27 protein-coding genes and 1 pseudogene are annotated in these 25,162 nt (G+C 61.7%); 27 read left to right on the top strand and 1 reads right to left on the bottom strand.

The features are described 5' to 3' along the window. Position 1 precedes the first annotated feature (1 nt). The 26 genes and pseudogenes from rpsN (at position 2) to ACZ89F_RS14675 (ending at position 23,203) form a co-directional block, all read left to right on the top strand. Positions 2-307 (top strand): 30S ribosomal protein S14, encoded by a 306-nt coding sequence (gene rpsN / locus ACZ89F_RS14800; protein WP_013895695.1) that lies wholly within the window; start codon positions 2-4, stop codon positions 305-307. A gap of 12 nt (positions 308-319) precedes the next feature. Continuing rightward, a complete protein-coding gene (gene rpsH, locus ACZ89F_RS14795) occupies positions 320-718 on the top strand; it encodes a 30S ribosomal protein S8 (RefSeq protein ID WP_013531431.1) in 399 nt (132 codons plus the stop codon). Positions 719-807: 89 nt separating this feature from the next. Further along, positions 808-1,341 (top strand): 50S ribosomal protein L6, encoded by a 534-nt coding sequence (gene rplF / locus ACZ89F_RS14790; protein WP_013531432.1) that lies wholly within the window; start codon positions 808-810, stop codon positions 1,339-1,341. Positions 1,342-1,481: 140 nt separating this feature from the next. Next, positions 1,482-1,841, top strand: coding sequence for a 50S ribosomal protein L18 (gene rplR, locus ACZ89F_RS14785; protein ID WP_027038735.1), 360 nt, complete (start codon positions 1,482-1,484; stop codon positions 1,839-1,841). A 131-nt stretch (positions 1,842-1,972) separates the two neighbouring features. After that, complete coding sequence (gene rpsE, locus ACZ89F_RS14780) at positions 1,973-2,536, top strand: 30S ribosomal protein S5 (RefSeq protein ID WP_006333394.1); 564 nt, start codon at positions 1,973-1,975, stop codon at positions 2,534-2,536. 24 nt (positions 2,537-2,560) lie between these two features. Next, on the top strand, positions 2,561-2,758 hold the full coding sequence (gene rpmD / locus ACZ89F_RS14775; RefSeq protein WP_006205449.1) for a 50S ribosomal protein L30: 198 nt from the start codon (positions 2,561-2,563) through the stop codon (positions 2,756-2,758). 22 nt (positions 2,759-2,780) lie between these two features. Then, positions 2,781-3,257, top strand: a complete 477-nt coding sequence (rplO, locus tag ACZ89F_RS14770; RefSeq protein ID WP_013531434.1) for a 50S ribosomal protein L15 — start codon at positions 2,781-2,783, stop codon at positions 3,255-3,257. Between the two features lie 193 nt (positions 3,258-3,450). Continuing rightward, positions 3,451-4,791, top strand: coding sequence for a preprotein translocase subunit SecY (gene secY, locus ACZ89F_RS14765; protein ID WP_056588610.1), 1,341 nt, complete (start codon positions 3,451-3,453; stop codon positions 4,789-4,791). Further along, complete coding sequence (locus tag ACZ89F_RS14760; RefSeq protein WP_476092617.1) at positions 4,788-5,384, top strand: adenylate kinase; 597 nt, start codon at positions 4,788-4,790, stop codon at positions 5,382-5,384. Before secY ends, ACZ89F_RS14760 begins: the two co-directional genes overlap by 4 nt. A 210-nt stretch (positions 5,385-5,594) precedes the next feature. Further along, the gene (gene rpsM, locus ACZ89F_RS14755) at positions 5,595-5,963 is read left to right on the top strand and encodes a 30S ribosomal protein S13 (protein ID WP_006205445.1); all 369 of its coding nucleotides are present in this window, start codon (positions 5,595-5,597) and stop codon (positions 5,961-5,963) included. 139 nt (positions 5,964-6,102) lie between these two features. Then, positions 6,103-6,492 (top strand): 30S ribosomal protein S11, encoded by a 390-nt coding sequence (gene rpsK, locus ACZ89F_RS14750; RefSeq protein WP_006205444.1) that lies wholly within the window; start codon positions 6,103-6,105, stop codon positions 6,490-6,492. A 105-nt stretch (positions 6,493-6,597) separates the two neighbouring features. Next, positions 6,598-7,608: a DNA-directed RNA polymerase subunit alpha gene (locus tag ACZ89F_RS14745; protein WP_013531438.1), complete on the top strand. Its 1,011-nt coding sequence runs from the start codon at positions 6,598-6,600 to the stop codon at positions 7,606-7,608. Positions 7,609-7,712: 104 nt separating this feature from the next. After that, positions 7,713-8,145, top strand: a pseudogene (gene rplQ / locus ACZ89F_RS14740) (50S ribosomal protein L17). Between the two features lie 199 nt (positions 8,146-8,344). Next, positions 8,345-9,832, top strand: a complete 1,488-nt coding sequence (locus ACZ89F_RS14735) for a DegQ family serine endoprotease (RefSeq protein ID WP_476092616.1) — start codon at positions 8,345-8,347, stop codon at positions 9,830-9,832. A 48-nt stretch (positions 9,833-9,880) separates the two neighbouring features. Continuing rightward, a complete protein-coding gene (locus ACZ89F_RS14730; RefSeq protein WP_476092615.1) occupies positions 9,881-11,188 on the top strand; it encodes a replication-associated recombination protein A in 1,308 nt (435 codons plus the stop codon). 5 nt (positions 11,189-11,193) lie between these two features. Further along, positions 11,194-11,874 carry a DUF930 domain-containing protein gene (locus ACZ89F_RS14725; RefSeq protein WP_476092613.1) on the top strand — a complete coding sequence of 227 codons (681 nt, stop codon included), beginning with the start codon at positions 11,194-11,196 and terminating at the stop codon, positions 11,872-11,874. Positions 11,875-12,033: 159 nt separating this feature from the next. Then, on the top strand, positions 12,034-12,864 hold the full coding sequence (locus tag ACZ89F_RS14720) for an aspartyl/asparaginyl beta-hydroxylase domain-containing protein (protein ID WP_476092611.1): 831 nt from the start codon (positions 12,034-12,036) through the stop codon (positions 12,862-12,864). Between the two features lie 171 nt (positions 12,865-13,035). Beyond that, positions 13,036-14,694 (top strand): hypothetical protein, encoded by a 1,659-nt coding sequence (locus ACZ89F_RS14715; RefSeq protein ID WP_476092609.1) that lies wholly within the window; start codon positions 13,036-13,038, stop codon positions 14,692-14,694. A gap of 167 nt (positions 14,695-14,861) precedes the next feature. Further along, the gene (locus tag ACZ89F_RS14710) at positions 14,862-15,833 is read left to right on the top strand and encodes a GAF domain-containing protein (RefSeq protein ID WP_476092608.1); all 972 of its coding nucleotides are present in this window, start codon (positions 14,862-14,864) and stop codon (positions 15,831-15,833) included. 142 nt (positions 15,834-15,975) lie between these two features. Further along, complete coding sequence (gene adh, locus ACZ89F_RS14705; protein ID WP_476092606.1) at positions 15,976-17,493, top strand: aldehyde dehydrogenase; 1,518 nt, start codon at positions 15,976-15,978, stop codon at positions 17,491-17,493. A 75-nt stretch (positions 17,494-17,568) separates the two neighbouring features. Further along, on the top strand, positions 17,569-17,940 hold the full coding sequence (locus ACZ89F_RS14700) for a DUF779 domain-containing protein (RefSeq protein WP_476092605.1): 372 nt from the start codon (positions 17,569-17,571) through the stop codon (positions 17,938-17,940). A 31-nt stretch (positions 17,941-17,971) separates the two neighbouring features. After that, entirely contained in the window at positions 17,972-18,346 is a 375-nt protein-coding gene (gene crcB / locus ACZ89F_RS14695; RefSeq protein WP_476092603.1) for a fluoride efflux transporter CrcB, read from the top strand. 57 nt (positions 18,347-18,403) lie between these two features. Further along, positions 18,404-19,384 (top strand): RluA family pseudouridine synthase, encoded by a 981-nt coding sequence (locus tag ACZ89F_RS14690; protein ID WP_109672261.1) that lies wholly within the window; start codon positions 18,404-18,406, stop codon positions 19,382-19,384. An 80-nt stretch (positions 19,385-19,464) separates the two neighbouring features. Beyond that, entirely contained in the window at positions 19,465-20,319 is an 855-nt protein-coding gene (locus ACZ89F_RS14685; RefSeq protein ID WP_476097289.1) for a DMT family transporter, read from the top strand. 11 nt (positions 20,320-20,330) lie between these two features. Continuing rightward, positions 20,331-21,122 (top strand): ATP12 family chaperone protein, encoded by a 792-nt coding sequence (locus ACZ89F_RS14680; RefSeq protein ID WP_476092601.1) that lies wholly within the window; start codon positions 20,331-20,333, stop codon positions 21,120-21,122. Between the two features lie 191 nt (positions 21,123-21,313). Continuing rightward, positions 21,314-23,203 (top strand): MFS transporter, encoded by a 1,890-nt coding sequence (locus tag ACZ89F_RS14675; protein ID WP_476092599.1) that lies wholly within the window; start codon positions 21,314-21,316, stop codon positions 23,201-23,203. A gap of 97 nt (positions 23,204-23,300) precedes the next feature. Here ACZ89F_RS14675 and ACZ89F_RS14670 read toward each other — a convergent pair whose 3' ends face one another. After that, positions 23,301-23,498 (bottom strand): DUF2735 domain-containing protein, encoded by a 198-nt coding sequence (locus ACZ89F_RS14670; protein ID WP_476092598.1) that lies wholly within the window; start codon positions 23,496-23,498, stop codon positions 23,301-23,303. Positions 23,499-23,815: 317 nt separating this feature from the next. Between ACZ89F_RS14670 and ACZ89F_RS14665 the strand changes: the two genes are divergently transcribed. After that, on the top strand, positions 23,816-24,856 hold the full coding sequence (locus ACZ89F_RS14665) for a glutamine synthetase beta-grasp domain-containing protein (protein WP_127260164.1): 1,041 nt from the start codon (positions 23,816-23,818) through the stop codon (positions 24,854-24,856). Positions 24,857-25,162 lie beyond the last annotated feature (306 nt).

Raw genomic sequence — 25,162 nt, 5'->3', positions numbered from 1 at the left:
AATGGCAAAGACCAGCTCAGTCGAGAAGAACAACAGGCGCCGCAAGCTTGCCGACCAGTACGGTCCCAAGCGCGCTGCCCTGAAGGCGATCATCATGGATCAGTCCAAGCCGATGGAAGAGCGCTTCCGCGCTCAGCTCAAGCTTGCTGCCATGCCGCGCAACTCGGCCAAGATCCGCATCCGCAACCGCTGCGAAGTCACCGGCCGTCCGCGCGCCTACTATCGCAAGCTCAAAGTATCGCGCATCGCGCTTCGTGATCTCGGCAATAACGGCCAGATCCCGGGCCTGGTCAAGTCGAGCTGGTAAGGAGGACATAACATGTCATTGAGCGATCCTCTCGGCGATATGCTGACCCGCATCCGCAACGCGTATGGCCGCAAGAAGTCGAGCGTTTCGACGCCGGCTTCGCGTCTGCGCACCCGCGTCCTCGACGTGCTGAAGGCTGAAGGCTATATCCGCGATTACAGCCAGACCGACTTCGACAACGGCAAGTCCGAAATCGAGATCGAGCTGAAGTATTTCGACGGCGCGCCGGTCGTGCGCGAAATCGCCCGCGTCTCGAAGCCAGGCCGCCGCGTCTATGTTTCGGCCAAGTCGATTCCGCAGGTCGCCAACGGCCTCGGCATCGCCATCCTTTCGACACCGAAGGGCGTGATGGCCGACCACGAAGCACGTGAACAGAACGTCGGCGGTGAAATCCTCTGCCAGATCTTCTGATCTGGCAGTTGACCGCAAAGTGGAATCCGGTCTTCGGATCGTTCCCGAAGACAGAGACCTGAAACAAGAGAAGTGACGAGGACAACAAAATGTCTCGTATTGGAAAGAAACCCGTTTCGCTGCCGCAGGGCGTGACCGCGACCGTCAACGGCCAGACCGTGACGGCGAAGGGCCCCAAGGGTGAGCTGAAGTTCGTGGTGAACGACGAAGTCCTGGTCAAGATGGAAGGCAGCGAGATCGCTGTCCAGCCGCGCGACCAGACCAAGACCGCCCGCTCCAAGTGGGGCATGTCGCGCACGCAGATCGTCAACATCCTGCAGGGCGTCAAGGACGGTTTCGAAAAGAAGCTCGAGATCACCGGCGTCGGCTATCGTGCGGCACTTCAGGGCAAGAACCTGCAGCTGGCACTTGGCTTCAGCCACGACGTCGTCTACGAGACGCCGCAGGGCATCACCATCACGGTGCCGAAGCCGACTGAAATCACCGTGGCCGGCATCGACAAGCAGCAGGTTGGCCAGGTTGCGGCCGAGATCCGCGAGTATCGTGGTCCCGAGCCCTACAAGGGCAAGGGCGTCCGCTATGCTGGCGAGAAGATCGTCCGCAAGGAAGGCAAGAAGAAGTAGTGGGCCTGGCCCCGAAAAGTCGCAGACTTTTCGGAAAGGGCCAAGGCAAAGAAGTGTAACGCCGCGGGGAGCGGTCGCGGGAGGCGCTTTCGCCTACCGCATATGGCGGCCCCCGTTTTTTGAAGGCAAGGAAGACCATCATGGGTACCAAGGAATCCACGCAGCGCCGCGCGCAGCGCGTCCGTCGTCAGATCAAGAAGGTCGCCGGCGAGCGTCCGCGTCTGTCGGTTCACCGCACGTCGAAGAACATCTACGTGCAGGTCATCGACGACGCCAAGGGCCACACCATCGCCGCCGCTTCGACGCTCGAGAAGGACCTCAAGGGTTCGCTCAAGACCGGCGCCGACACCGCCGCCGCCGCCGCGATCGGCAAGCTGATCGCCGAGCGCGCCACCAAGGCTGGCGTCAAGGAAGTCGTCTTCGACCGCGGCGCCTACATCTATCACGGCCGCGTCAAGGCGCTTGCCGAGGCTGCCCGCGAAGGTGGCTTGAGCTTCTAAGCATGATCCCGAAAAGTTGCAGACTTTTCGGATAAAGATTATGCGAAGGAAATGATTTCGCCCCCGGTGACCCACAGAGGCGCCGGATCTTATCAGCAACCGTGCTTCCGGAAAAAAACAAGGAACAGGATATGGCACAGGAACGTAGGGATGGCGGCCGCGGCCGCGATCGTGAAGAACGCGATGACGGCATGGTGGACAAGCTCGTCCACATCAACCGCGTCGCCAAGGTCGTCAAGGGCGGCCGTCGCTTCGGTTTTGCAGCACTCGTCGTCGTCGGCGACCAGAAGGGCCGCGTCGGCTTTGGTCACGGCAAGGCGCGTGAAGTGCCGGAAGCTATCCGCAAGGCAACTGAATCGGCCAAGCGCGACATGATCTTCGTGCCGCTGCGCTCGGGTCGTACGCTGCATCACGACGTCGAAGGACGCTGGGGCGCCGGACGCGTGCTGCTGCGCGCTGCCAAGCAAGGTACCGGCATTATCGCCGGTGGCCCGATGCGCGCTGTCTTCGAGACGCTCGGCATGCATGACGTGGTCGCCAAGTCGATGGGTTCGTCGAACCCATACAACATGGTTCGCGCCACCTTCGACGCGCTGAAGAGCCAGATGCATCCCAAGGATGTGGCTGCTGCTCGTGGCATCAAGTATTCGACCCTTCAGGCCCGCCGCGGCACCGCCGTTGCGGCTGAAGAATAGTCGATCTGACCAGGGATTTTGACCATGGCCAAGAAAGCAACCAAGACCATCACCGTTGAGCAGATCGGTTCGCCGATCCGCCGCCCGAAGGAACAGCGCGCGACGCTGGTCGGCCTCGGCCTCAACAAGATGCACAAGCAGCGCACGCTGGAAGATACGCCCTCCGTGCGCGGCATGATCGCTGCCGTCCAGCATCTCGTCCGCGTCGTGGACGAGGGCTGAGCCAGAGCGCAGGAGAACTCAGATGAAACTCAACGATCTGCGTGACAAGGACGGCGCGACGCACTCCAAGAAGCGTCTCGGCCGTGGTATCGGCTCCGGCTCCGGCAAGACCGGCGGTCGCGGCGTCAAGGGCCAGAAGGCACGCTCCGGCGTCGCCATCAACGGCTTCGAGGGTGGCCAGATGCCGCTCTACCGGCGCCTGCCGAAGCGTGGCTTCAACAACATCTTCGCCAAGAGCTTCACCGTCGTGTCGCTGGCCCGCATCCAGGTGGCCATCGACGCCAAGAAGCTCGACGCCAAGGCAACCGTGACGGCTGAATCGCTCGTTGCCGCCGGCGTCATCCGCCGCGTCAAGGACGGCGTGCGCATCCTCTCGGACGGCGAGATCAAGGCGAAGCTCGCCTTTGACGTTGCCGGCGCCTCCAAGGCCGCGATCGAGAAGATCGAAAAGGCCGGCGGTTCGGTCAAGCTGCCGCAGGAAAAGGCAGCTGCCGAGTAACGGCAATTTGAAGCGCGATCGGCAAGAGTGGGATCCGTTTTTGCTCACGATTGCGCTTTGATCTGCTCGACGAGGCGGCCGCGTCAACGCGGCCGCTTGCATGTTTAGAGCCCGGAGCTTATCTCGTGAGCTTCGGTGAAACGCGCCGCCTGACCTCAAGGGCCATCAAGCGTTACCAAGCGGAGAATCAGGCATGGCTTCGGCTGCTGAACAATTAGCCTCGAATCTGAATTTCTCGGCCTTCGCCAAGGCGGAGGATCTGAAGAAACGCATCTGGTTCACGATCGGCGCGCTGCTCGTCTACCGCCTCGGCACCTACATCCCGCTTCCCGGCATCAATCCCGACGCCTTCGCCCAGGCCTTCTCCTCGCAGAGCAAGGGCGTGCTCGGCATGTTCAACATGTTCGCCGGCGGCGCCGTGCAGCGCATGGCGATCTTTGCGCTCGGCATCATGCCCTACATCTCCGCCTCCATCATCATGCAGCTGATGACCTCGGTCATCCCGTCGCTGGAAGCGCTGAAGAAGGAAGGCGAACAGGGCCGCAAGGTCATCAACCAGTACACGCGCTACGGCACCGTGCTTTTGGCGCTGGTTCAGGCCTATGGTATTTCGGTCGGCCTCGAAGGCGGCAATGGCATCGTCAGCGACCCCGGCATGTTCTTCCGCATCTCGACCGTCGTCACGCTGGTCGGCGGCACCATGTTCCTGATGTGGCTGGGCGAGCAGATCACCGCCCGCGGCATCGGCAACGGCATTTCGCTGATCATCTTCTCCGGCATCGTCGCCGGCCTGCCGCACGCCATCTCCGGCACGCTGGAACTTGGCCGCACCGGCGCGCTGTCGACCGGCCTGATCCTGGCGATCATCGTGCTGGCCATCGTCGTCATTGCGCTCATCGTGTTCTTCGAGCGCGCCCAGCGCCGCTTGCTGATCCAGTATCCGAAGCGCCAGGTCGGCAACCGCATGTTCCAGGGCGATACCTCGCACCTGCCGCTGAAGCTCAACACGTCGGGCGTCATTCCGCCGATCTTCGCCTCGTCGCTGCTATTGCTGCCGGCCACCGTCGCCGGCTTCTCGCAGACGACCAACATGCCGGCCTGGGCAAGCACCGTGCTCGCCTCGCTCGGCCACGGCCAGCCGCTCTACATGCTGTTTTATGCTGCGATGATCGTGTTCTTCGCCTTCTTCTACACCGCGATTGTCTTCAACCCGAAGGACACCGCCGACCAGCTCAAGAAGCATTCGGGCTTCATCCCGGGCTATCGTCCGGGCGAGCGCACCGCCGATTACATCGATTACGTTCTCACCCGCATCACCGTCGTCGGCGCCATCTATCTGGTGCTGGTGTGCCTGCTGCCGGAGTTCCTGATCTCGGCGACTGGCGTACCATTCTACCTTGGTGGCACATCGCTTCTGATCGTGGTCAGTGTCACGCTCGATACGGTTGCGCAGATTCAGGGTCACCTGATTGCGCACCAGTATGAAGGCCTGATCAAGAAGTCGAAGCTGCGCGGGGGGAAGAAAGCCAGATGAGGTTGATATTGCTTGGGCCGCCAGGAGCGGGCAAGGGGACACAAGCACAAAGACTGGTAGAAGAACACGGCATACCCCAGCTTTCGACGGGCGATATGCTGCGTGCTGCCGTCCAGGCAGGCACCGAAGTCGGCAAGCGTGCCAAGGCGGTGATGGATGCCGGTGAGCTGGTGTCCGACGCCATCGTCAATGCGATCGTCGCCGAGCGTATCGATCAGGCGGATTGCGCCAAGGGGTTCATCCTCGACGGATATCCGCGGACCCTGGTGCAGGCGGACGCGGTCGAGCAGATGCTTTCGGATCGCTCCCAGGGCCTCGATGCCGTCATTGAACTTGTCGTCGACGACAAGGCGCTGGTTGGGCGTATAGTCAAGCGCGCCAACGAGGCACAGGCCGCCGGCCTGCCCGTTCGCAAGGACGACAATCCGATCGTGTTCGAGGAGCGTCTGAGGGAATACTACAAGAAGACGTCGCCGCTGATTGGCTACTACTACGCCAAGGGCAAACTCCGGAGTGTCGACGGCATGGCCGATATCGATGCCGTGACGGAGCAGATCGAAGCGGTGCTCAAGGACGCAGTGCGGGGAAATTAACGATTGCACTTGACGGAAGCGGTTCGCTGCGGTATGGCGGCCCGTCTTCCTATCAGGCATGGGCTTTGCTTGTCCGCAAGGGCAAGGCAGCCGCTTTGAACTGGAAACTCCCGCATGGGCCGGCCTCCACCGGACGCGGGGCAACTTAAGATAGCGCCGTGCCTGCCTTGTTTTTGAGGATTGGCCGGCCCACATGGAGAAGGGAAGAACATGGCTCGTATAGCCGGCGTCAACATTCCGACCAACAAGCGCGTTGTCATTGCGCTTCAGTACATTCACGGCATTGGCAAGAAGTTCGCCCAGGAGATCGTCGACAAGGTCGGCATCCCGGCCGAGCGTCGCGTCAACCAGCTGACCGACGCGGAAGTGCTGCAGATCCGCGAGACCATCGACCGCGACTACCAGGTCGAAGGCGACCTGCGTCGCGAAGTCTCGATGAACATCAAGCGGCTCATGGACCTCGGCTGCTACCGCGGCCTGCGTCACCGCCGCTCGCTGCCGGTCCGCGGCCAGCGCACGCATACCAATGCGCGCACCCGCAAGGGCCCGGCCAAGTCGATCGCCGGCAAGAAGAAGTAACTTAGGGCAGTAAGGGAGTAGGGCAGTAAGGCAATAGGATCGGCAGACATACTGCCCTACTGCCATATTCCCTTACTGCCTTCTCCCTGGTGGAGCCGCTGGCATTACGGCGGTGTAGAGATCAACTGAAAGGACTATCATGGCCAAGGAAGCCGCTCGTGTTCGCCGTCGCGAACGCAAGAACATCTCGTCGGGCGTTGCCCACGTCAATTCGACCTTCAACAACACGATGATCACCATCACCGACGCGCAGGGCAATTCGATTGCCTGGTCGTCGGCCGGTGCCCAGGGCTTCAAGGGGTCGCGCAAGTCGACCCCGTTCGCTGCCCAGATGGCTGCCGAGGATGTTGCCAAGAAGGCCCAGGAACACGGCATGCGCATGCTCGAAGTCGAGGTCTGCGGACCAGGCTCCGGTCGTGAATCGGCACTGCGCGCCCTTCAGGCGGCCGGCTTCACCATCACCTCGATCCGTGATGTGACGCCGATCCCGCACAATGGCTGCCGCCCGCGCAAGAAGCGTCGCGTCTAAGCAATTTACCGAACGTCGCGCGAGCGCCCTTAGGGGCGCTCCTCCACGGCATTCCAGGTCGCCCGCCACGATTGGATGGTGGCGGGTCAACGGAAGGAAAGCATCATGATCCAGAAAAATTGGCAGGAACTGATCAAGCCGAACAAGATCGAGTTCTCGTCGAAGAAGAAGACGCTGACCACGCTGGTCGCCGAGCCACTCGAGCGTGGCTTTGGCCTGACGCTGGGCAACGCGCTGCGCCGCGTGCTTCTGTCTTCGCTGCGCGGTGCGGCTGTTACCGCCGTGCAGATCGACGGCGTTCTGCATGAATTCTCGTCCATCGCCGGTGTGCGCGAGGACGTGACCGACATCGTCTTGAATATCAAGGAAATCGCCATCCGCATGGAAGGCGATGGCCCCAAGCGCATGGTCGTTCGCAAGCAGGGACCTGGTGCGGTTCTTGCCGGCGACATCCAGACGGTTGGCGACGTCGAGATCCTCAACCCCGACCACGTCATCTGCACGCTGGACGAAGGCGCTGAAATCCGCATGGAATTCACCGTCGACACCGGCAAGGGTTACGTGCCGGCCGACCGCAACCGCGCTGAAGACGCGCCGATCGGCCTCATCCCGGTCGACAGCCTCTATTCGCCGGTCAAGAAGGTCTCCTACAAGGTCGAAAACACCCGTGAGGGCCAGGTTCTCGACTATGACAAGCTGACCATGACGATCGAGACCGATGGTTCGATCACCGGCGAGGACGCGGTGGCTTTCGCCGCCCGCATCCTGCAGGACCAGCTCGGCCTGTTCGTCAACTTTGACGAGCCGCAGAAGGAAGTCGCCGCCGAAGCCGTCACCGAGCTTGCCTTCAACCCGGCGCTGCTCAAGAAGGTCGACGAACTCGAGCTTTCGGTGCGTTCGGCCAACTGCCTGAAGAACGACAACATCGTCTATATCGGCGACCTGATCCAGAAGACCGAAGCCGAGATGCTGCGCACCCCGAACTTCGGCCGCAAGTCGCTGAACGAGATCAAGGAAGTCCTGGCGGCGATGGGCCTGCACCTCGGCATGGAAGTGCCGGACTGGCCGCCGGAAAACATCGAAGACCTCGCCAAGCGTTACGAAGATCAATATTGAGCATGAATTCCAAGGATCGGCGGCGTGGGCCGCTCGATCCGACGGTCATGCGGAAAACCATCAGAGGCCGCGGCCTCTTGAACAACTGAAGAAGGAAAAGAGCCATGCGCCACGGTTTCAAAGGCCGTCGCTTCGCCCGAAGCATTAGCCATCGCAAGTCGATGTTCGCCAACCTCGCCGTGTCGCTGCTCGAGCATGAGCAGATCGTCACCACCCTGCCGAAGGCGAAGGATTTGCGTCCGATCGTCGAGAAGCTGGTGACGCTCGGCAAGCGCGGCGACCTGCACGCCCGCCGCCAGGTGATCGCGCAGATCGGCAATGAAGGCGTCGTCAAGCGCCTGTTCGACACCATCGCCCCCGCGCTACGCCACCCGCAACGGCGGCTATCTGCGCATCATGAAGGCAGGCTTCCGCCACGGTGACAACGCCGCGATGGCCGTCATCGAGTTCGTCGATCGCGACACCTCGGCCAAGGGCGCCGGCGACCGCGCTCGCATCGAAGCCGAAAGCACCGACGCGGACGCCGCAGCCGCATAAGGCTCGGTTTTCCGGATTGAATTCAAAGGGGCCTGCGGGCCCCTTTTTGTTTTCTGGAAGCAGTAAATTGCGGCCAAAGCCGATCTTCCGGCCAGAACCAACGGTGTTTGCCCAAAATAATCGGATTTCAGCGGCTTAGCCTTTCATTTTGCACAATCGTCGGGACAATGCCCCCGAACTTGCCTTGGAGGATTCGCGAATGCGCGCCAACCGACTGTCCCTTGTTCTGCTCTTCGCCATGATGGCGTTTGCGGCCGCACCGGTGGTCAGGCAGGCATTGGCCGAGGAGACCAAGACCGATCCCGGCCTGTCCGATGTGCTGACCGACCTGCTGCATGGCGTGGAAGGCGAGAACGCCACCTCCGGTCCCGACAAGCGCGTACCCTTCGGCCGCGAGGAGGTGCAGCTCTCGTTCGCGCCGCTGGTCAAGCAGACGGCGCCGGCCGTGGTCAACGTCTATGCCTCGCAGACCGCCAAGGTGACGTCGCCCTTCGATGGCGATCCCTTCTTCGAGGAATTCTTCGGTCGTTCGCAGCCACGGGCGCAGTCGTCTCTCGGCTCCGGTGTGCTGGTCGACCCGACCGGCGTCGTGGTCACCAATTACCACGTCATCAAGGATGCCGATCAGGTCAAGGTGGCGACCGCGGACGGGCGTGAGTTCGACAGCAAGGTGCTGCTCAAGGACGAGACGCTCGACCTTGCCGTGCTCAAGATCACCTCGGACAAGCCGTTTCCGGTCATTGCCATAGGCGATTCCGACGCGCTCGAGGTCGGCGATCTGCTGCTGGCCATCGGCAACCCCTTCGGCGTCGGCCAGACCACCACCAGCGGCATCGTCTCGGCACTTGCCCGCAGCCATATCGGCGTTTCCGACTCAAGCTTCTTCATCCAGACCGATGCCGCCATCAATCCCGGCAATTCGGGTGGGGCGCTGATCAACATGGGCGGCCAGCTGGTCGGCATCAACACCGCCATCTACAGCCGCAGCGGCGGCTCGATCGGCATTGGCTTCGCCATTCCCTCGAACATGGTTCGCGCCTTTGCCGATGCGGCCAAGGCCGGGCTCGACTTCTTCGAACGGCCCTATATCGGCGCCGAATTCGAAGCGGTGACGCCGCAGATCGCCGAGTCGCTCGGCATGGAGAAGCCGACCGGTGCGCTGGTCTCGTCGGTCGAGGCGACAGGACCGGCCGCCAAGGCAGGGCTCAAGCCCGGCGACGTCGTTCTGCAGCTCAACGGCAAGCCGGTCGAGAGCATCGAAGCGCTGGACTACCGGATGGCGACGCTGTCGATCGGCACCACCGCGAATTTCGCGGTTCTGACCAAAGGCCAGCAAGCGGCGATGGACATCGCACTGGAGCGCGCTCCGGAAGGCATGAAGGCTGCCGAAGTGACGCTGCACGGCCGCAGCCCGTTCTCAGGCGCCAAAGTAGCGGAACTGTCGCCACGGCTCGCGCAGCGGCTTGGCCTGCGCACCGACATCAAGGGGGTCACCGTGGTCGACATCAATCGCGATTCGCCGGCCGCCGATTTCGGTTTCCAGCCGGGCGATATCGTGCGCGAGGTGAACGGCACCGCCATCGATACCGCCGCGACCCTGGAGCAGGCGGCCAAGACGGATACACGCTGGTGGCGCTTTACCGTCGAGCGTGGCGGGCAGATACTGCGCCAAGTGTTGCGTTATTAGAGTACGGCCCCGCGCAAACGGGCTCATGCTCCAACGAAAAAGAAGTGCATGGCCGATCTGTTCAGCGTCGATGAACCGGAAAAGGCGCCGCCCGGGCGGCCGCTGGCCGACAGGCTGCGGCCGAAGAATCTTGGCGAGGTCGTCGGCCAGGAGCATCTGACCGGCCCTGACGGCGCGCTGACCCGGCTGATCGGTTCCGGTTCGCTCGGCTCGATGATCTTCTGGGGCCCGCCTGGCACCGGCAAGACCACGGTGGCGCGGCTGCTCGCCGGCGAAACCAGCCTGGCCTTCGAGCAGATATCGGCTGTCTTTTCCGGCGTCGCCGATCTGAAGAAGGTGTTCGAGGCAGCCAAATTGCGCCGCGCCAATGGCCGCCAGACCTTGCTGTTCGTCGACGAGATCCATCGCTTCAACCGCGCCCAGCAGGACAGTTTCCTCCCTGTCATGGAGGACGGAACCGTCGTGCTGGTTGGTGCCACAACCGAAAACCCGTCCTTCGAACTGAATGCTGCTTTGCTGTCGCGCGCGCGCGTTCTGGTCTTCCACTCGCTGGGCGAGGAAAGCATCGCCAAGCTGATGGCGCGGGCGGAGGAGACCGAGGGCAGGGCGCTGCCGCTCGACGACGAGGCGCGGGCCATGCTGATCCGCATGAGCGATGGCGACGGCCGCGCGTCTCTTACCCTCGCGGAGGAAGTCTGGCGGGCAGCAAAGCCCGGCGAGGTCTTCGATCAGGAGGGACTGCAGCGCATCGTCCAGCGCCGCGCGCCAATCTACGACAAGGGCCAGGACGGCCACTACAACCTGATCTCGGCGCTGCACAAATCGGTGCGTGGTTCTGACCCCGATGCGGCTCTCTACTATCTTGCGCGCATGTTCGATGCCGGCGAGGATCCGCTCTATCTCGGCCGCCGGCTGGTGCGCATGGCAATGGAGGACATCGGCCTTGCCGACCCGCAGGCGCTGGTCGTCGCCAACGCCGCCAAGGATGCTTACGACTATCTGGGTTCGCCCGAGGGCGAACTCGCCTTTGCCGAGGCCACCGTCTATCTCGCCACCGCGCCCAAATCCAACGCTGTCTACAATGCTTTCAAAGCGGCCACCCGTGCCGCGAAAGAACATGGCTCGCTGCTGCCGCCCAAGCACATCCTCAACGCGCCGACCAAGCTGATGAAAGAGGAGGATTACGGCGCCGGCTATCGTTACGACCATGACGAGCCGGATGCCTTTTCTGGGCAGGATTATTTTCCCGAGAAGATGGGCCGCCAGACCTTCTATGATCCGCCCGAGCGCGGCTTCGAGCGCGACATCAGGAAGCGGCTCGATTATTGGGCGAAGCTGCGCAAAGAGCGGGAATAGCAGGCTTGCGTGACCCGGTCGTCGTCACGCTTCGAAACGAGGCTTCGCCTTGGGGCATTTCCGCCGCGGTCGTTCTCCACGCGCTGCTGGCTGCCACACTGGCCTTGATGCCGTCACCGAAGCCGCCGAAACGGCTGGAGGAGGAGCGGGTGTCGGTCGATATCCTGACGCGGCAACAGTTCGAGGCCTCAACCAGGCCGCCACCTGCTCTCGTGCCGCCAGCACTGCCAGAGGAGGCGCCGGCAGCGGTGCCACCGCCCGCTGCGAGCCCGCCCGTACCCCAACCGCCCACCGCGCCGGTCATGATCCGGCCGACCGAAATGCTGTCGGCCAAGACGCTGGCCGATCCGCGCAGCCGGCAGGCACGCGCCGATCTCGCCACCTTCGCGTCCGACGAGCGCATGGTGCAATTGTGCAATCTCGAAGCGATGGATCAGATCCGCCGATGGCACACGGATTATCAGCCGGAGCGGGTCGTACCCTACGCAACGGCGCAGGAAAAAATCACTGGAACGATGATCGCCGCGAATGGTGCTGCTTTCCGCAGTCGCAGAAACTGGTATGGTCTGAAATTCAGGTGCCAACTGGCTGGCGACGGCGAAAGCGTCGTCGGCTTCGAATTTCTGGTTGGGGATCTGGTTCCCAGGGAAAAATGGGACGAGCTTGGCCTGCCGGCGGTGCATTGACTAAGACCGGCAGGCTTCATCAGGCAGCCAGCCGGCCGCGATACCGCGGCCGTTGTGTGGTGACCCAAAAAACCTTATCAAGGCGCACGGCCGGGCGGTGGTCGTTGCCGTGATTTGGGCACCTCATTCGCAACAGGATCGCGCTTCGCGCGTGGAAAAATGACAAAAACCCTTCGCAAATCCCTTCGCAAATTCGCCATTGCCATCCCGCTTCTTGCTCTTGGCTTCTATTTCATCCCCATCCTGACGACGATCTTCATTGTTTGCGGCTTGATCGACGTGCTGCGCAACGACCGCAAGGATCTGTCACTGTTCAGCGGGTATTTCCTCGGCAACGGCCTGTTCACCTGGCTGCTTTCGCCGTTCAATCTGCTGGTCGACCTGCTGTGCTACAGAAATCCTGGCGTCTGGAAGCTGGAGCAGTTTCCCGCCGACTATCAGCGCGAGGTCAATGAGGTCCTGGACATCTTCAAGGCGCGCAAGGACGAGATCATTGCCGACATCGACGCCAATTTCGGCGCCGGCCGGCGCGGCATGTATGTCTACCAGTGGTACGGCAAGCACAAGATCGACAACGTCGCCGAGTTCAACAAGGATTTCAAATACATCAAGACCATCGCCGTTTCCGTGTTCAGCAAGCGCGAATCGACCTCCTGGCACTTCGGCCCGCTGCGGCTCAGCCTGCGCATTCTCTACAACCTGATCCCGGTGAAATCGGAGATTTTCGTCGAGTGCGGCAACGTCAAGAATTACTGGTACGACAATCCGCTGTTCATCTTCGACGACACGCTGCTGCATCGCTCGGTCAACGAGTATGACGGTCGCCGCTACTGCGTGTTCATGGACATCATCCGTCCGTCCCCGGTTCCGGGGCTGATCGCGGGCATGCTTGCCGTCGTCTCGGTGAGCGTCGAGCGCATCAATTCCATGTTCTACAAGAACTGGAAGATGATTGGTTCGACCAAGCCGAAGAAGGCCGGGACGACCTGAGCTTTAAGGTCAGGGCTGCCGGTTCTGCCGGCAGCATCTGGGTGCTCTGCGTGTGTGAGACTTGGCCATGTTTGTTGGCCGCTCATGTGCCGGAACGGCTCTTTGGCTGCATAAACGGCAGTCCCGGGTTGGCTTCGACAGTTCTGCCTCTTCTCCTCCTGGCGGCCTCAAGTGACGAACAACAAATCTCTCGGATTCTGGACAGGGGCGTATCTGTGCACCGTCTTGCTGGGAGTTGCTCTTGCAGTCATCTACATAAGCCTTGAAGAGCCAGTCTACTATTGGGACTTCGCTGCCTATTTCGACACGTTCAATCGGCAGGGCGCGCTCTTGGCCGAGAGCCCTCTCCAGTGGCTCGGCCAATTGAGGACCTCAATCGCAACGGATGATTACAGTGTGGCAATTCTTGTGCCCCTGATGCCGTTTCACATCCTTTTTGGCGATTCGAGGCTTTCATACACCGCCGGGATAGTCGCGGTTTACCTGATCCCGACCGCTCTTTTCATAGGCAGAATGAGCTATCTGGAGGCGGCCACCGAGACATCGTCATCGCGAAGCTGGCTCGCTGTCTGGATTGCGGCCTTTCTCTACACGCCGTTCTGGGCGGCGACGCTTCGTGGATTGCCTGATATTGCCGGCTGCCTCGCGCTTTCCGCGGCAACCTATTTTCTTTGGAAATCGAGGTTCCTGACCCATGAGCCGGTGATCGGCGGAATACGCGTCGGCGTATGCCTGTGGTTGGCGTTCGTGCTACGCCGCTGGTATGCCTATCCCGTCATAGGGCTCGGGCTCTCCGCGGCCTTCTTTTGCTTGTTGCAGGTCGCCAAAGACCGGGACTTTCCGGCACTCCGCAATGCCGTCATCGGGGGTGTGTGTGCGATTCTCGTTGTTGCCGGGGCTGCATTGGCCCTCCAGCAACCCCTGGTCCTCAAGATACTGGGAACCAGCTATGGCGACATTTACAGTGGATACAAGACGAACTTCGTTTCGCAGATCGACCAGGTAGGATCCCGGCTCAGCTATGTGAACTGGCTGTTGATCATGTCTGGCCTTTATATCTCTGTTGTACGCCGGAACAGATTTTCCTTGTTCTGTGCCGTTGCCTCGGCACTCACCTTTTTCCTCTTTACCCGGACGCAGGATCCGGACCGTCATCATTCGATGCCGATGTTTCTTTGGCTCTTTCCCGCATATGCCCAGGCAATCGTTGCGATCGTTTCTATGCCGGCGCTGAGATCGCGATGGTCGACAGCCGCGATAGCCGTTGCCGCTGGGTTTGCTTTTTGGGGCACCTTTTTTCCGATTGGCCGCCAGGTGCTGTCACCGATCAGCTACGTCTTTGCCAGGGAAGCTACGCTCCCTCTTCACCTCGACAATCTTCCTGAATACAGACGCCTTATCGATGATCTCGTTGCCAAGATGGGAGCCGAGGACCGGTTTTCGGTGTTTGCCTCCGGCGCGGTCATGAGCGACTCGTTGTTGTATGAAATGGATAAAGACCTTTACGCTCGCATCGAGTGGACCTGTCAGGTCGACAGTCGCGATCAATTCAGACCGGGAGCGTTGAAATCCAGATATGTCGTCGTAACCGATCCGCCTGTCACCCATTTGCAGTCGGGTGCGCAGCTCTGTGTCACGATACCGGACCAATATATTGTCGAAGGCAAAGGCATCGGCGCAGCCTATAAGCGCATTGCGGCATATCAGTTGTCCGGCAGCGTCATGGGCTATCTCTACGAACAGGTGCGCCCGGTCAGCAAAACGGAAATAGATGGCCTCTACACCGAACTCAGGAAGAAATACCCGGGCTGGACAACACCTGAGTGGTGACGACAGCGTTTGGGCGGGGCTCCCAGCTACTCTGCACGGCTGTTGTTACACCATCGTCCTATAGCGTCGTCGAGCCTCGTTCCTCTACAACTTGATGCAGCGGATATATCTGGGAGGATATAACGCTGCTGTTGAGTTGGAAGCGACAGTCGCCTTGGGAGGATAAGGTGAGCGGACGGCAGCCGATCGGTCATCATTCGGATTTTATCCAGGCCTCAATCGCCAGCAACGATGCGGCACGCTCGGCGTTGGTCGCCTCATGGCGGCGTTCGCTCACATTGCACGGTCTCGATCCGGCCGAGCGCCAGGCGCCACGACGCTTGACCGAAGGCGAACTGAGGCAAGCCAGGCAGCGTATGGAACCGTTGCGCCGTGCCGCCGATGCCAGCCTCGACCGGCTATACATGGCTGTCGGCGGGGTTGGTTGCTGCGTGCTGCTTGCCGACAGTGAAGGCATCCCTGTCGACCGCCGCGGCGCTGTCGCCGACGACGACACGTTCGACGAGTGGGGACTGTGGACGGGCACCGTCTGGAGTGAGGACTCCGAGGGCACCAACGGCATCGGCACATGCCTTGCCGATCAGCGCGCGCTCACCATTCATCGCGACCAGCATTTCTTCGCGCGCAACACACTGCTCAGCTGCACCACCGCGCCGATCTTCGACCACGAAGGCAATCTGGCGGCGGCACTCGATGTCTCGTCATGCCGGTCGGACCTGACCGAAGGCTTTGTCAACCTGATCGCCATCGCCGTTGGCGATGCCGCGCGCCGCATCGAGGCCGAGAATTTCCGTCTGGCGTTTTCCAATGCCCGTATCTTGCTGGCGCCGGTCGCCGAGCGCAGCGCCGGCGCGCTGATTGCTGTCGATGCCGACGATCTGGTGGTGGGCGCGACGCGCTCGGCGCGCCTGGCTCTCGGCATCACCCAACAGACCTTGGCCAAGGGGTTGCCGGCCGCCGACATTCTTGGCGGCCCGGCGGGGGCCGCTGAGGACCTGGGCGAAGCAGAGCGCGGCGTGGTGCAGCGCGCCATCGCGCGCGCCGAAGGCAATGTTTCGGCCGCCGCCAGCAATCTTGGAATTTCTCGGGCCACCTTGCATCGCAAGCTGGCCCGCTTCGGCATCCGCCGTCCGCACTGAGCTTTGAGGGGCAGAGCTGTCGCAGATCTGCGACACTCGGCACCGGTCGAATGCTGGGCATGGGCTGACAAGTCCGACCCCATCCGCAACTCTTCCCAGTGACACGTCACATCCCGTGGCGCTGCATACTGGGAGGAAGACAATGAACAAGGTGGAATTTTCCCGCACGGCCAAGGTTCCCTTCGCCAAGCGCTATGACAACTTTATCGGCGGCAAATGGGTGGCACCGCTGTCCGGAAAATATTTCGAGAACATCTCGCCGGTGAACGGCCGGCCGCTGGGCGAGGTCGCTCGGTCCGACGCCAGGGACATCGAGGCAGCGCTCGACGCCGCGCACAAGGCCAAGGATGCCTGGGGCAGGACAAGTGCCGCCGCCCGCGCGCTGATCCTCAACCGCATCGCCGACCGTATGGAGGACAATCTCGATCTGCTGGCCCTCGGCGAGACCTGGGACAATGGCAAGCCGATCCGCGAGACGACCGCCGCCGATCTGCCGCTGGCCATCGATCATTTCCGCTATTTTGCTGGCGCCGTGCGCAGCCAGGAAGGCGGCATCTCCGAGATCGACCATGACACGGTCGCCTACCATTTCCACGAACCGCTCGGAGTCGTGGGTCAGATCATTCCCTGGAACTTCCCGCTGCTGATGGCGGTGTGGAAGTTGGCGCCGGCACTTGCCGCCGGCAACTGCGTCGTGCTGAAGCCGGCCGAACAGACGCCCGCCACCATCATGCTGTGGGCTGACCTTGTTGGTGACCTCTTGCCCGACGGCGTGCTCAACATCGTCAACGGCTTTGGCCTCGAGGCCGGCAAGCCGCTCGCTTCGTCGAACCGCATCGCCAAGATCGCCTTCACTGGCGAGACGACGACCGGCCGGCTGATCTCGCAATATGCGAGCCAGAACCTCATCCCGGTGACGCTCGAGCTCGGCGGCAAGTCGCCCAACATCTTCTTCCAGGACGTGACATCGGAGGATGACGACTTCTTCGACAAGGCGATCGAAGGCTTCGTCATGTTCGCGCTCAATCAGGGCGAGGTCTGCACCTGTCCGAGCCGGGCGCTGGTGCATGAGAAGATCTACGACAAGTTCATGGAAAAGGCTCTGAAGCGGGTCGAGGCAATCGTCCAGGGCGATCCGCTCGATCCGGCAACGATGATCGGCGCGCAGGCGTCGAGCGAACAGCTGGAAAAGATCCTGAGCTATTTCGACATCGGCCGGCAGGAAGGAGCCGAAGTGCTGATCGGTGGCGAACAGAACCATCTGCCAGGCGATCTGGCGGGCGGCTATTACGTCAAGCCGACCGTGTTCAGGGGCCACAACAAGATGCGCGTCTTCCAGGAGGAGATCTTTGGGCCGGTGGTTTCTGTCACCACCTTCAAGGATGATGACGAAGCGCTGTCGATCGCCAATGACACGCTCTACGGCCTCGGCGCCGGCATCTGGAGCCGCGACGCGAACCGCTGTTACCGTTTCGGCCGCGCCATCCAGGCCGGACGCGTCTGGACCAACTGCTACCATGCCTATCCGGCGCACGCCGCGTTCGGCGGTTACAAGCAGTCGGGCATCGGCCGCGAGAACCACAAGATGATGCTCGACCACTATCAGCAGACCAAGAACATGCTGGTCAGCTACAGCCCGAAGAAACTCGGCTTCTTCTGATCGCCCGCAAAGGCGCTATCCCAGGCGGTGCGGCCAACAGGCCGCGCCGCCGCATTGGCCTTTGGGAGGATTGTCATGCTCGATAAGGTGTCGATGGGAAAAGTCTTGGCCACGCCGGAGGCCAGGAGCTTCCTGGCCGAAATCGTCGCCGAGTGCGGTCCGGTGCTGTTTCACCAGTCCGGGGGCTGCTGCGACGGATCATCGCCCATGTGCTATCCGCTAGGGGATTTCATCGTCGGCGACAACGACGTCATGCTCGGCGAGATCGGCGAGACGCCTGTCTACATCAGCGCTTCACAATATGAGGTGTGGAAGCACACCGATCTCATCATCGACGTCGTGCCAGGCAGGGGCGGCATGTTCTCGCTCGACAACGGGCGTGAGAGGCGGTTCCTGACGCGTTCAACTGTTTGCGCGGTGCCAGCACCTACGCACACAGGGGATTGACCTCGCCACCCCGGCAGGGGCAGAAACGGTCATGTTCAATCTGCTTCTCGTTGTGGTCGGTGGCGGCATCGGCGCCGGTATCCGCCACCTGACCAACATAGGCGCGCTGCGCCTTGTCGGCTCCAACTATCCCTGGGGCACGATGGCCATCAACATCGTCGGTTCCTTTGCCATGGGCCTGTTCATCGCCATTTTGGCGCGCCGCGGCGGATCGAACGAGCTTAGGCTGTTCGTTGCCACCGGCATCCTCGGCGGCTTCACTACCTTTTCCGCATTCTCGCTCGATTTCGCGACGCTTTGGGAGCGGGGAGCCACGCTGCCGGCGTTTGGATATGCCCTTGCCAGCGTCATTGGCGCCATTATCGCCCTGTTTCTGGGACTTTGGCTCGCAAGAACCGTTTCATAGTGCTATTGCCGCGCCGAGAGCAGGCCGAGCCTGCCGGAAACGGATAAGCGAAAAGATATGGCAGGCGTTGAACAGATTACGGTGGAGGCCGGCGAGGCGGGCATGCGGCTCGATCGCTGGTTCAAGACCCACTTCCCGGGCCTTGGTTTTGGCCATCTGCAAAAGCTGCTGCGCTCCGGCCAGATCCGCGTCGACGGCGGCCGGGTCAAGGCCGACACCCGCGTCGAGCCGGGCCAGATGGTCCGCGTTCCGCCGCTCGAGGTGGACAAGAAGGGCGAGAGCGCGCTGACCGGCCACTCGATCCGCAACCAGGGCGATGCCGACGTCCTGGCGAAAATGCTGATCCACGAAGATCCCAAGGTTTTCGTCTTCAACAAGCCGGCGGGCCTTGCGGTGCAGGGCGGCTCGGGCGTCACCCGCAATGTCGACGACATGCTGGAAGCCTGGCGCAACCAGAAGGGCGAGAAGCCGCGGCTGGTCCACCGCCTCGATCGCGACACTTCGGGCGTGCTGGTCGTTGCTCGCACCAGGCTGGCCGCCATGAAGCTCTCGGAAGCGTTTCGCGCCCGCGAGACCAAGAAGACCTACTGGGCGCTGGTAAAAGGCGTGCCGCCCAAGCGCGAGGACAAGATCTCGACCTGGCTGATCAAGGAGCCGACGCCAGACGGTGACCGCGTCCGTGTCGCCGCGCATGGCGAAAAGGGCGCCGACCACGCCGTCTCCTATTACCGTATCATCGAACAGGCGGCGCAGACGATGACCTGGCTGGAAATGGAGCCCTACACGGGCCGCACGCACCAGCTTCGTGTCCATGCCGCTTACATCGGCTGCCCGATCCTGGGCGATCCGAAGTATTTCGAGGCCGACACCAACTGGGATTTCCCCGGCGGCATTCAAAACCGCCTGCACCTGCATGCGCGCCGCATCATCATTCCGCATCCCGACAAGGGCGTCATCGATGTCACCGCGCCAATGCCGCCGCATATGCGCCAGAGCTGGAACCTGATCGGCTTCGACGACGCCAGCGCGGAGGATTGATCGTGAGCGGCGTCGCCGACACGCTCGCCACCGATACGCTTGATCGCCGCGACACGGTTGACCTGGCGGCCGCCGCCATCATGGTCGGCCTGACCTTTTCCTGGGGGCTGAACTACGTCGCCGCCAAGATCTCCTACGCCGGCTACGATCCGGTCTTCCTGTCGATCGCGCGCTCGATCATCGGCGGTCTTTGCGTCTTCGGCTGGTGCCGGTGGCGCGGCATAGCGCTTTTCACCCGTGATGGAACATTGCTCGCCGGCATCGTGGTGGGCGCGCTTTTCGGCATCGAGTTCCTTTGCCTTTATGTCGGTCTGGAGCACACCACCGTTGCCCGCAACACGCTGCTGGTCAACACAATGCCGTTCTGGATGCTGCTCGGCGGCCATTTCCTGCTCGGCGAGCAGATCACCCTGCGCAAGTTCCTTGGCCTGCTGCTGGCGTTTGCCGGCCTTGCCGCGGTTTTTTCCGACAAGCTCGGTGGTGGCGGAGACATGTTGTTCGGCGATCTCCTGAGTCTTGGCTCCGGATTTTTCTGGGCCTTGACCAACATTCTCATCAAGCGCTCGAAGCTGGTCGAGGCGAGTGCTGAAAAACTTCTGCTCTATCAGCTCGCCGGTGCTGCAATCGTCGGCATATTGGTGCTGCCTCTCGCCGGTCCGCCTGTTCGCGACCCGACCGTGCTGCCGACTTTGGCTCTGCTTTTCCAGGCGGTCTACATTGTCGCCTTCACCTATGTGCTGTGGTTCTGGCTGCTGCGGCGCTATCCGGCGTCAGGCCTGTCCAGTTTCACCTTCCTGTCGCCGGTTTTCGGCGTTTTGTGCGGCGCCATGTTCTTGAATGAGCCACTGACCATGCGCATTTTTCTGGCACTTGGACTGATTGCCGCCGGCCTGATCATCGTCAACCGGCCGGTGCGCAAGCTGACGCCGGTGTGAGAGAGACTTTTATGCGTGATATCCTCAACGACCTCGAAGCGGGCAAATATCTTTCCGATCCGGATCCGGTGCGTCGCGCCCAGATCCAGATGAAGACGCATCTGCCTAAGCGCTTCTACAAGACCGTCTCGGTCGCGCCGGTGGACGATGGCTTTGCCGTGCATCTCGACGGCAAGCCGGTGCGCACGCCGGGCAAGGCGCTGCTGGCACTGCCGACCGAGGCTGCGGCAGCGCTCGTCGCCGACGAGTTCGCCGCACAGGGCGAGACCATTGATCCGGTGACCATGCCGGTGATGCGGCTTGTGAACACCGCCATCGATGGCGTCGCCAGCGACCCGCAGGCGGTGCTGGAAGACATTCTGCGCTTCGCCTCATCCGATCTGCTCTGTTACCGCGCCGACGCGCCGCAGGGGCTGGTGGAGCGGCAGAACCAGCATTGGGACCCGGTGATCGACTGGGCGAGGGCGGCGCTCGGGGCTCGCTTCAATCTCGCCGAGGGGATCATCCATGTCGAGCAGCCACGCGAAAGCATCGCCGTGCTGGGCAGCCATCTTGCCCAGCGCGCCGACCCGCTTCGGCTCGCCGCCATCCATGTGATGACCTCGCTGACCGGCTCGGCGCTGCTGGCGCTGGCTGTCGATTTTGGCGAACTCGACGTTGAGGTTGCCTGGGCCGCTGCTCATGTCGACGAGGACTGGCAGATCGAGCATTGGGGGCAGGACGCCGAGGCCGTCGCGCGCCGCGCGGCTCGCAAGCGCGACATGATGGCCGCCATCGGCGTGCTCGAAGCGCTCAAGGGCTGACGGGTTTTGCCGCTCGCTCGCTTCATCCCGCAGCGCACCTAATACCAAAGTCATAATCCCAAAGACGCGCTGCCTTTGCCGGGCGCTTTCTGTCATTTTTTCCGTGATGGCTGCTTGAGTCCGCGTTCGGAGGAGAACACGGACATTGACCCGCAGCATCGAGGACAAGGGTCTCACGGGAGGACAACTCAATGGCAATCGCATCGACCGCCGGCGGAGCAAGCCGCGGCATGACGCGGGAGGAGAAGAAAGTCATCTTCGCTTCCTCGCTCGGCACCGTTTTCGAATGGTATGATTTCTATCTCTACGGCTCGCTGGCAGTGTTCATTGGTTCGACGTTTTTCAGTCCAACCATCCCGGAAGCGACTCGCAACATCTTCGCGCTGCTGGCTTTCGCCGCAGGCTTCCTGGTGCGTCCGTTCGGCGCGCTGCTGTTCGGCCGCATCGGCGACCTTGTCGGCCGTAAATATACCTTCCTCGTCACCATGACGATCATGGGCCTGTCGACCTTCCTGGTCGGCTTGCTGCCTGGTTATGCGACCTTGGGCATCGCTGCTCCCGTGATCCTGATTATCCTGCGCATGCTGCAGGGCCTGGCGCTCGGTGGTGAATATGGTGGCGCGGCGACCTATGTCGCAGAGCATGCTCCCAACGACCGCCGCGGCTTCTACACGTCATGGATCCAGACGACGGCGACGCTCGGCCTGTTCCTGTCACTGATCGTCATCCTGATCGTGCAGGCATCACTGAGCAAGGAAAGCTACGCCGCCTGGGGTTGGCGCATTCCTTTCATCGTCTCCTTCCTGCTGCTCGCCGTTTCAGTCTGGATCCGGCTGTCTCTCTCCGAGTCCCCGACCTTCCAGAAGATGAAGGACGAAGGCAAGGGCTCCAAGGCGCCACTTTCGGAAGCCTTTGGCCAGTGGAAGAATGCCAAGATCGCCATCCTGGCGCTGCTCGGCCTCACCGCCGGCCAGGCCGTGGTCTGGTACAACGGCCAGTTCTACGCGCTGTTCTTCCTGACCAACGTGCTCAAGGTCGATGCGCAGTCGGTCAACATCATGATCGCCATCGCACTGGCGATCGGTTCGATCTTCTTTGTCGTCTTCGGTTGGCTCTCCGACAAGATCGGCCGCAAGCCAATCATCATGGCGGGCCTTGCCTTGGCGATTGTCTGCACCTTCCCGCTGTTCAAGGCGCTGACCTGGGCTGCCAATCCGGCGCTTGCCACGGCCCAGCAGAACACGCGGGCGACGGTGACGGCTGCACCTGGCGACTGCAAGTTCCAGTTCAATCCGGTCGGCACGGCGAAGTTCACGACATCCTGCGATATCGCGACTTCGTTCCTGACCAAGAACTCGGTTCCCTATGATGTGGTGTCGACGGCCGTGGCCGGAACACCCGCATCGGTCAAGATCGGCAACGAGTCGGTGGACTCTTACGACGCTGTCGCCGCTGGCGATCAGGCCAAGGCCAAGGACGCAGCCTTCGTGAAAGCCGTCAACATATCGTTGCGGGACGGCGGCTATCCGCTGAAGCGCGCGGCAATCAAGGTTGCGGACCAGAAGCTCGACGCGTTTGTCGCCGCCAACCCGGAACTGAAGCTGGACGCCGCCGCCATCCGCGCCGGTGAGAAGGCGACGGTGCCGATCGACCAGGCGGTCAAGGACAAGCTGCTGACCACCGACGAGGCAGCGGGCGCACCCGAAGTGACCGTCTACAATATTCCGGGCGGCGGCGCGTTCGCCATGTTCGCCGATCCGGCGGCCGTGAACTGGCCAATGACGATCGGCATCCTGTTCATCTTGATCCTGTTCGTGACCATGGTGTACGGGCCGATCGCGGCGATCCTGGTCGAGATGTTCCCGACCCGCATTCGCTACACCGGCATGTCGCTGCCCTATCACATCGGCAATGGTTGGTTCGGCGGCCTGCTGCCGGCCACGGTGTTCGCGCTCAGTGCCTACAAAGGCGACATCTACTACGGCCTTTGGTATCCGGTGGTGATCGCGGCGATAACGCTGGTCATCGGCATGATCTTCGTCAAGGACACGCTTGGCACTGACCTGCACGCCAAGGAATAGGCAGCCCCGGCGTTCAAAAGAAAGCCCGGCGCGAGCAATCGCGCCGGGCTTTTTCTTTTCAGGCCAATTCGTTGATGAGGGCCGATTGCCCCTGTTGTCAGCTCTTGTGGCCCTGGGTCTCTTCCTCGATGGCCGCATCGTGATACCAGCCGTCGCCGAAATCCGTCCGCACACCGCGCAGCGAGGCAAGCTCTGCCGCAAACTTAGCCTTGCCGCTCAAATTTGAGGCAGCGACGCGCGCTGCTGCCGGGAACATCAGAATTTTGGCCGACGGTCGCGTGGAAATGATTTCCATTGTCGGGCTCCTTTCTTCTGCCGAAGCTTGTCGATTCAACTTGATCCGAAGATAAGGTCTGCAATCAAGTTAGGCAATATGCCCACGAAAAGATCAGTATTTGCCTAATATTTGTGCGTATTGCGGCTGTGATCGATCCGAACGCATTGTTTAGGCGGCTTGCCAACTTCAAGCGAGTGCCACGTCAATTTTGCCGCACCCTCCAGGCCAAGAGTGGCACGCGAATTGCATTTTAAGGATCCGGCAGGGCCGGCTGCTGATGGCAGACGCATGTCGACGCCGTTCAGTGTTCGGTGATCAAGCAACGAGAGGCTAGAATGACGAAATACAAGCTCGAGTACATTTGGCTCGATGGATACACCCCGGTCCCCAACCTTCGCGGCAAGACGCAGATCAAGGAATTCGCCGAATTCCCTGATCTCGAGCAGCTGCCGCTGTGGGGCTTCGATGGTTCCTCGACCCAGCAGGCCGAAGGCCACAGCTCCGACTGCGTGCTGAAGCCGGTCGCGGTCTATCCGGATCCCGCCCGCACCAACGGCGTGCTCGTCATGTGCGAAGTCATGATGCCCGATGGTGTCACGCCGCATGCCTCCAACAAGCGCGCCACCATCCTCGATGACGAGGGCGCCTGGTTCGGCTTCGAGCAGGAATACTTCTTCTATAAGGACGGCCGCCCGCTCGGCTTCCCCGAGAGCGGCTATCCCGCACCGCAGGGCCCGTACTACACCGGCGTCGGCTATTCCAATGTCGGCTCCGTCGCACGCCAGATCGTCGAGGAGCATCTCGATCTCTGTCTCGCCGCCGGCATCAACCACGAAGGCATCAACGCCGAAGTGGCCAAGGGCCAGTGGGAATTCCAGATTTTCGGCAAGGGCTCCAAGAAGGCTGCCGACCAGATGTGGATGGCCCGCTATTTGATGCAGCGCCTGACCGAGAAATACGGCATCGACATCGAATATCACTGCAAGCCGCTCGGCGACACCGACTGGAACGGTTCGGGCATGCACGCCAACTTCTCGACCGCTTATATGCGCGAAGTCGGCGGCAAAGCCTATTTCGAAGCGCTGATGGCGGCCTTCGACAAGAACCTGATGGATCACATCGCCGTCTACGGTCCCGACAACGACAAGCGCTTGACCGGCAAGCACGAGACCGCGCCGTGGAACAGGTTCTCCTATGGCATCGCCGACCGTGGCGCCTCGATCCGCGTGCCGCATTCCTTCATCAAGAGCGACTACAAGGGCTATCTGGAAGACCGCCGTCCGAACTCACAGGGCGACCCCTACCAGATCGCCTCCCAGATACTGAAGACGATCGCGTCGGTGCCGGCAAGCGCCCAGGTTTCGGCCGCCGCGTAAGCATTTCGGTATAGATGACAAGAAAGCCCCGGCATTGAACTGACCCCCGAAAGTTGGACGCAACCTTCGGGGGCCAGTTCACAGGTCGGGGTTCTTTTTTGCCGCCACCCGACAGATCGCATCTGGGGCCAAAAGCACCCAGAAAAAGTCAGGCAATTCTGGCGGCCGCAAATCGCGCCGGAGTCCGGCCGCCGCCACGTGCGTTTCCGGCGATCACGTGTCAGAAAGCCCGGAAAACCGCCTTTTCCAGCGCTTATCTGCGGTCAGGACCCTTCCATAAGCACCTGTTCATGCAACGAAATCGGC

Source organism: Mesorhizobium sp. USDA 3734 (assembly GCF_056279665.1).
This window is presented reverse-complemented; position numbering and strand designations above follow the sequence as displayed.

Coding starts and splice junctions, on each gene's coding strand:
- rpsN (WP_013895695.1), top strand. CDS start 2: ATGGCAAAGACCAGCTCAGTCGAGAAGAACAACAGGCGCCGCAAGCTT.
- rpsH (WP_013531431.1), top strand. CDS start 320: ATGTCATTGAGCGATCCTCTCGGCGATATGCTGACCCGCATCCGCAAC.
- rplF (WP_013531432.1), top strand. CDS start 808: ATGTCTCGTATTGGAAAGAAACCCGTTTCGCTGCCGCAGGGCGTGACC.
- rplR (WP_027038735.1), top strand. CDS start 1,482: ATGGGTACCAAGGAATCCACGCAGCGCCGCGCGCAGCGCGTCCGTCGT.
- rpsE (WP_006333394.1), top strand. CDS start 1,973: ATGGCACAGGAACGTAGGGATGGCGGCCGCGGCCGCGATCGTGAAGAA.
- rpmD (WP_006205449.1), top strand. CDS start 2,561: ATGGCCAAGAAAGCAACCAAGACCATCACCGTTGAGCAGATCGGTTCG.
- rplO (WP_013531434.1), top strand. CDS start 2,781: ATGAAACTCAACGATCTGCGTGACAAGGACGGCGCGACGCACTCCAAG.
- secY (WP_056588610.1), top strand. CDS start 3,451: ATGGCTTCGGCTGCTGAACAATTAGCCTCGAATCTGAATTTCTCGGCC.
- ACZ89F_RS14760 (WP_476092617.1), top strand. CDS start 4,788: ATGAGGTTGATATTGCTTGGGCCGCCAGGAGCGGGCAAGGGGACACAA.
- rpsM (WP_006205445.1), top strand. CDS start 5,595: ATGGCTCGTATAGCCGGCGTCAACATTCCGACCAACAAGCGCGTTGTC.
- rpsK (WP_006205444.1), top strand. CDS start 6,103: ATGGCCAAGGAAGCCGCTCGTGTTCGCCGTCGCGAACGCAAGAACATC.
- ACZ89F_RS14745 (WP_013531438.1), top strand. CDS start 6,598: ATGATCCAGAAAAATTGGCAGGAACTGATCAAGCCGAACAAGATCGAG.
- ACZ89F_RS14735 (WP_476092616.1), top strand. CDS start 8,345: ATGCGCGCCAACCGACTGTCCCTTGTTCTGCTCTTCGCCATGATGGCG.
- ACZ89F_RS14730 (WP_476092615.1), top strand. CDS start 9,881: ATGGCCGATCTGTTCAGCGTCGATGAACCGGAAAAGGCGCCGCCCGGG.
- ACZ89F_RS14720 (WP_476092611.1), top strand. CDS start 12,034: ATGACAAAAACCCTTCGCAAATCCCTTCGCAAATTCGCCATTGCCATC.
- adh (WP_476092606.1), top strand. CDS start 15,976: ATGAACAAGGTGGAATTTTCCCGCACGGCCAAGGTTCCCTTCGCCAAG.
- ACZ89F_RS14700 (WP_476092605.1), top strand. CDS start 17,569: ATGCTCGATAAGGTGTCGATGGGAAAAGTCTTGGCCACGCCGGAGGCC.
- crcB (WP_476092603.1), top strand. CDS start 17,972: ATGTTCAATCTGCTTCTCGTTGTGGTCGGTGGCGGCATCGGCGCCGGT.
- ACZ89F_RS14690 (WP_109672261.1), top strand. CDS start 18,404: ATGGCAGGCGTTGAACAGATTACGGTGGAGGCCGGCGAGGCGGGCATG.
- ACZ89F_RS14685 (WP_476097289.1), top strand. CDS start 19,465: ATGGTCGGCCTGACCTTTTCCTGGGGGCTGAACTACGTCGCCGCCAAG.
- ACZ89F_RS14680 (WP_476092601.1), top strand. CDS start 20,331: ATGCGTGATATCCTCAACGACCTCGAAGCGGGCAAATATCTTTCCGAT.
- ACZ89F_RS14675 (WP_476092599.1), top strand. CDS start 21,314: ATGGCAATCGCATCGACCGCCGGCGGAGCAAGCCGCGGCATGACGCGG.
- ACZ89F_RS14670 (WP_476092598.1), bottom strand. CDS start 23,498: ATGGAAATCATTTCCACGCGACCGTCGGCCAAAATTCTGATGTTCCCG.
- ACZ89F_RS14665 (WP_127260164.1), top strand. CDS start 23,816: ATGACGAAATACAAGCTCGAGTACATTTGGCTCGATGGATACACCCCG.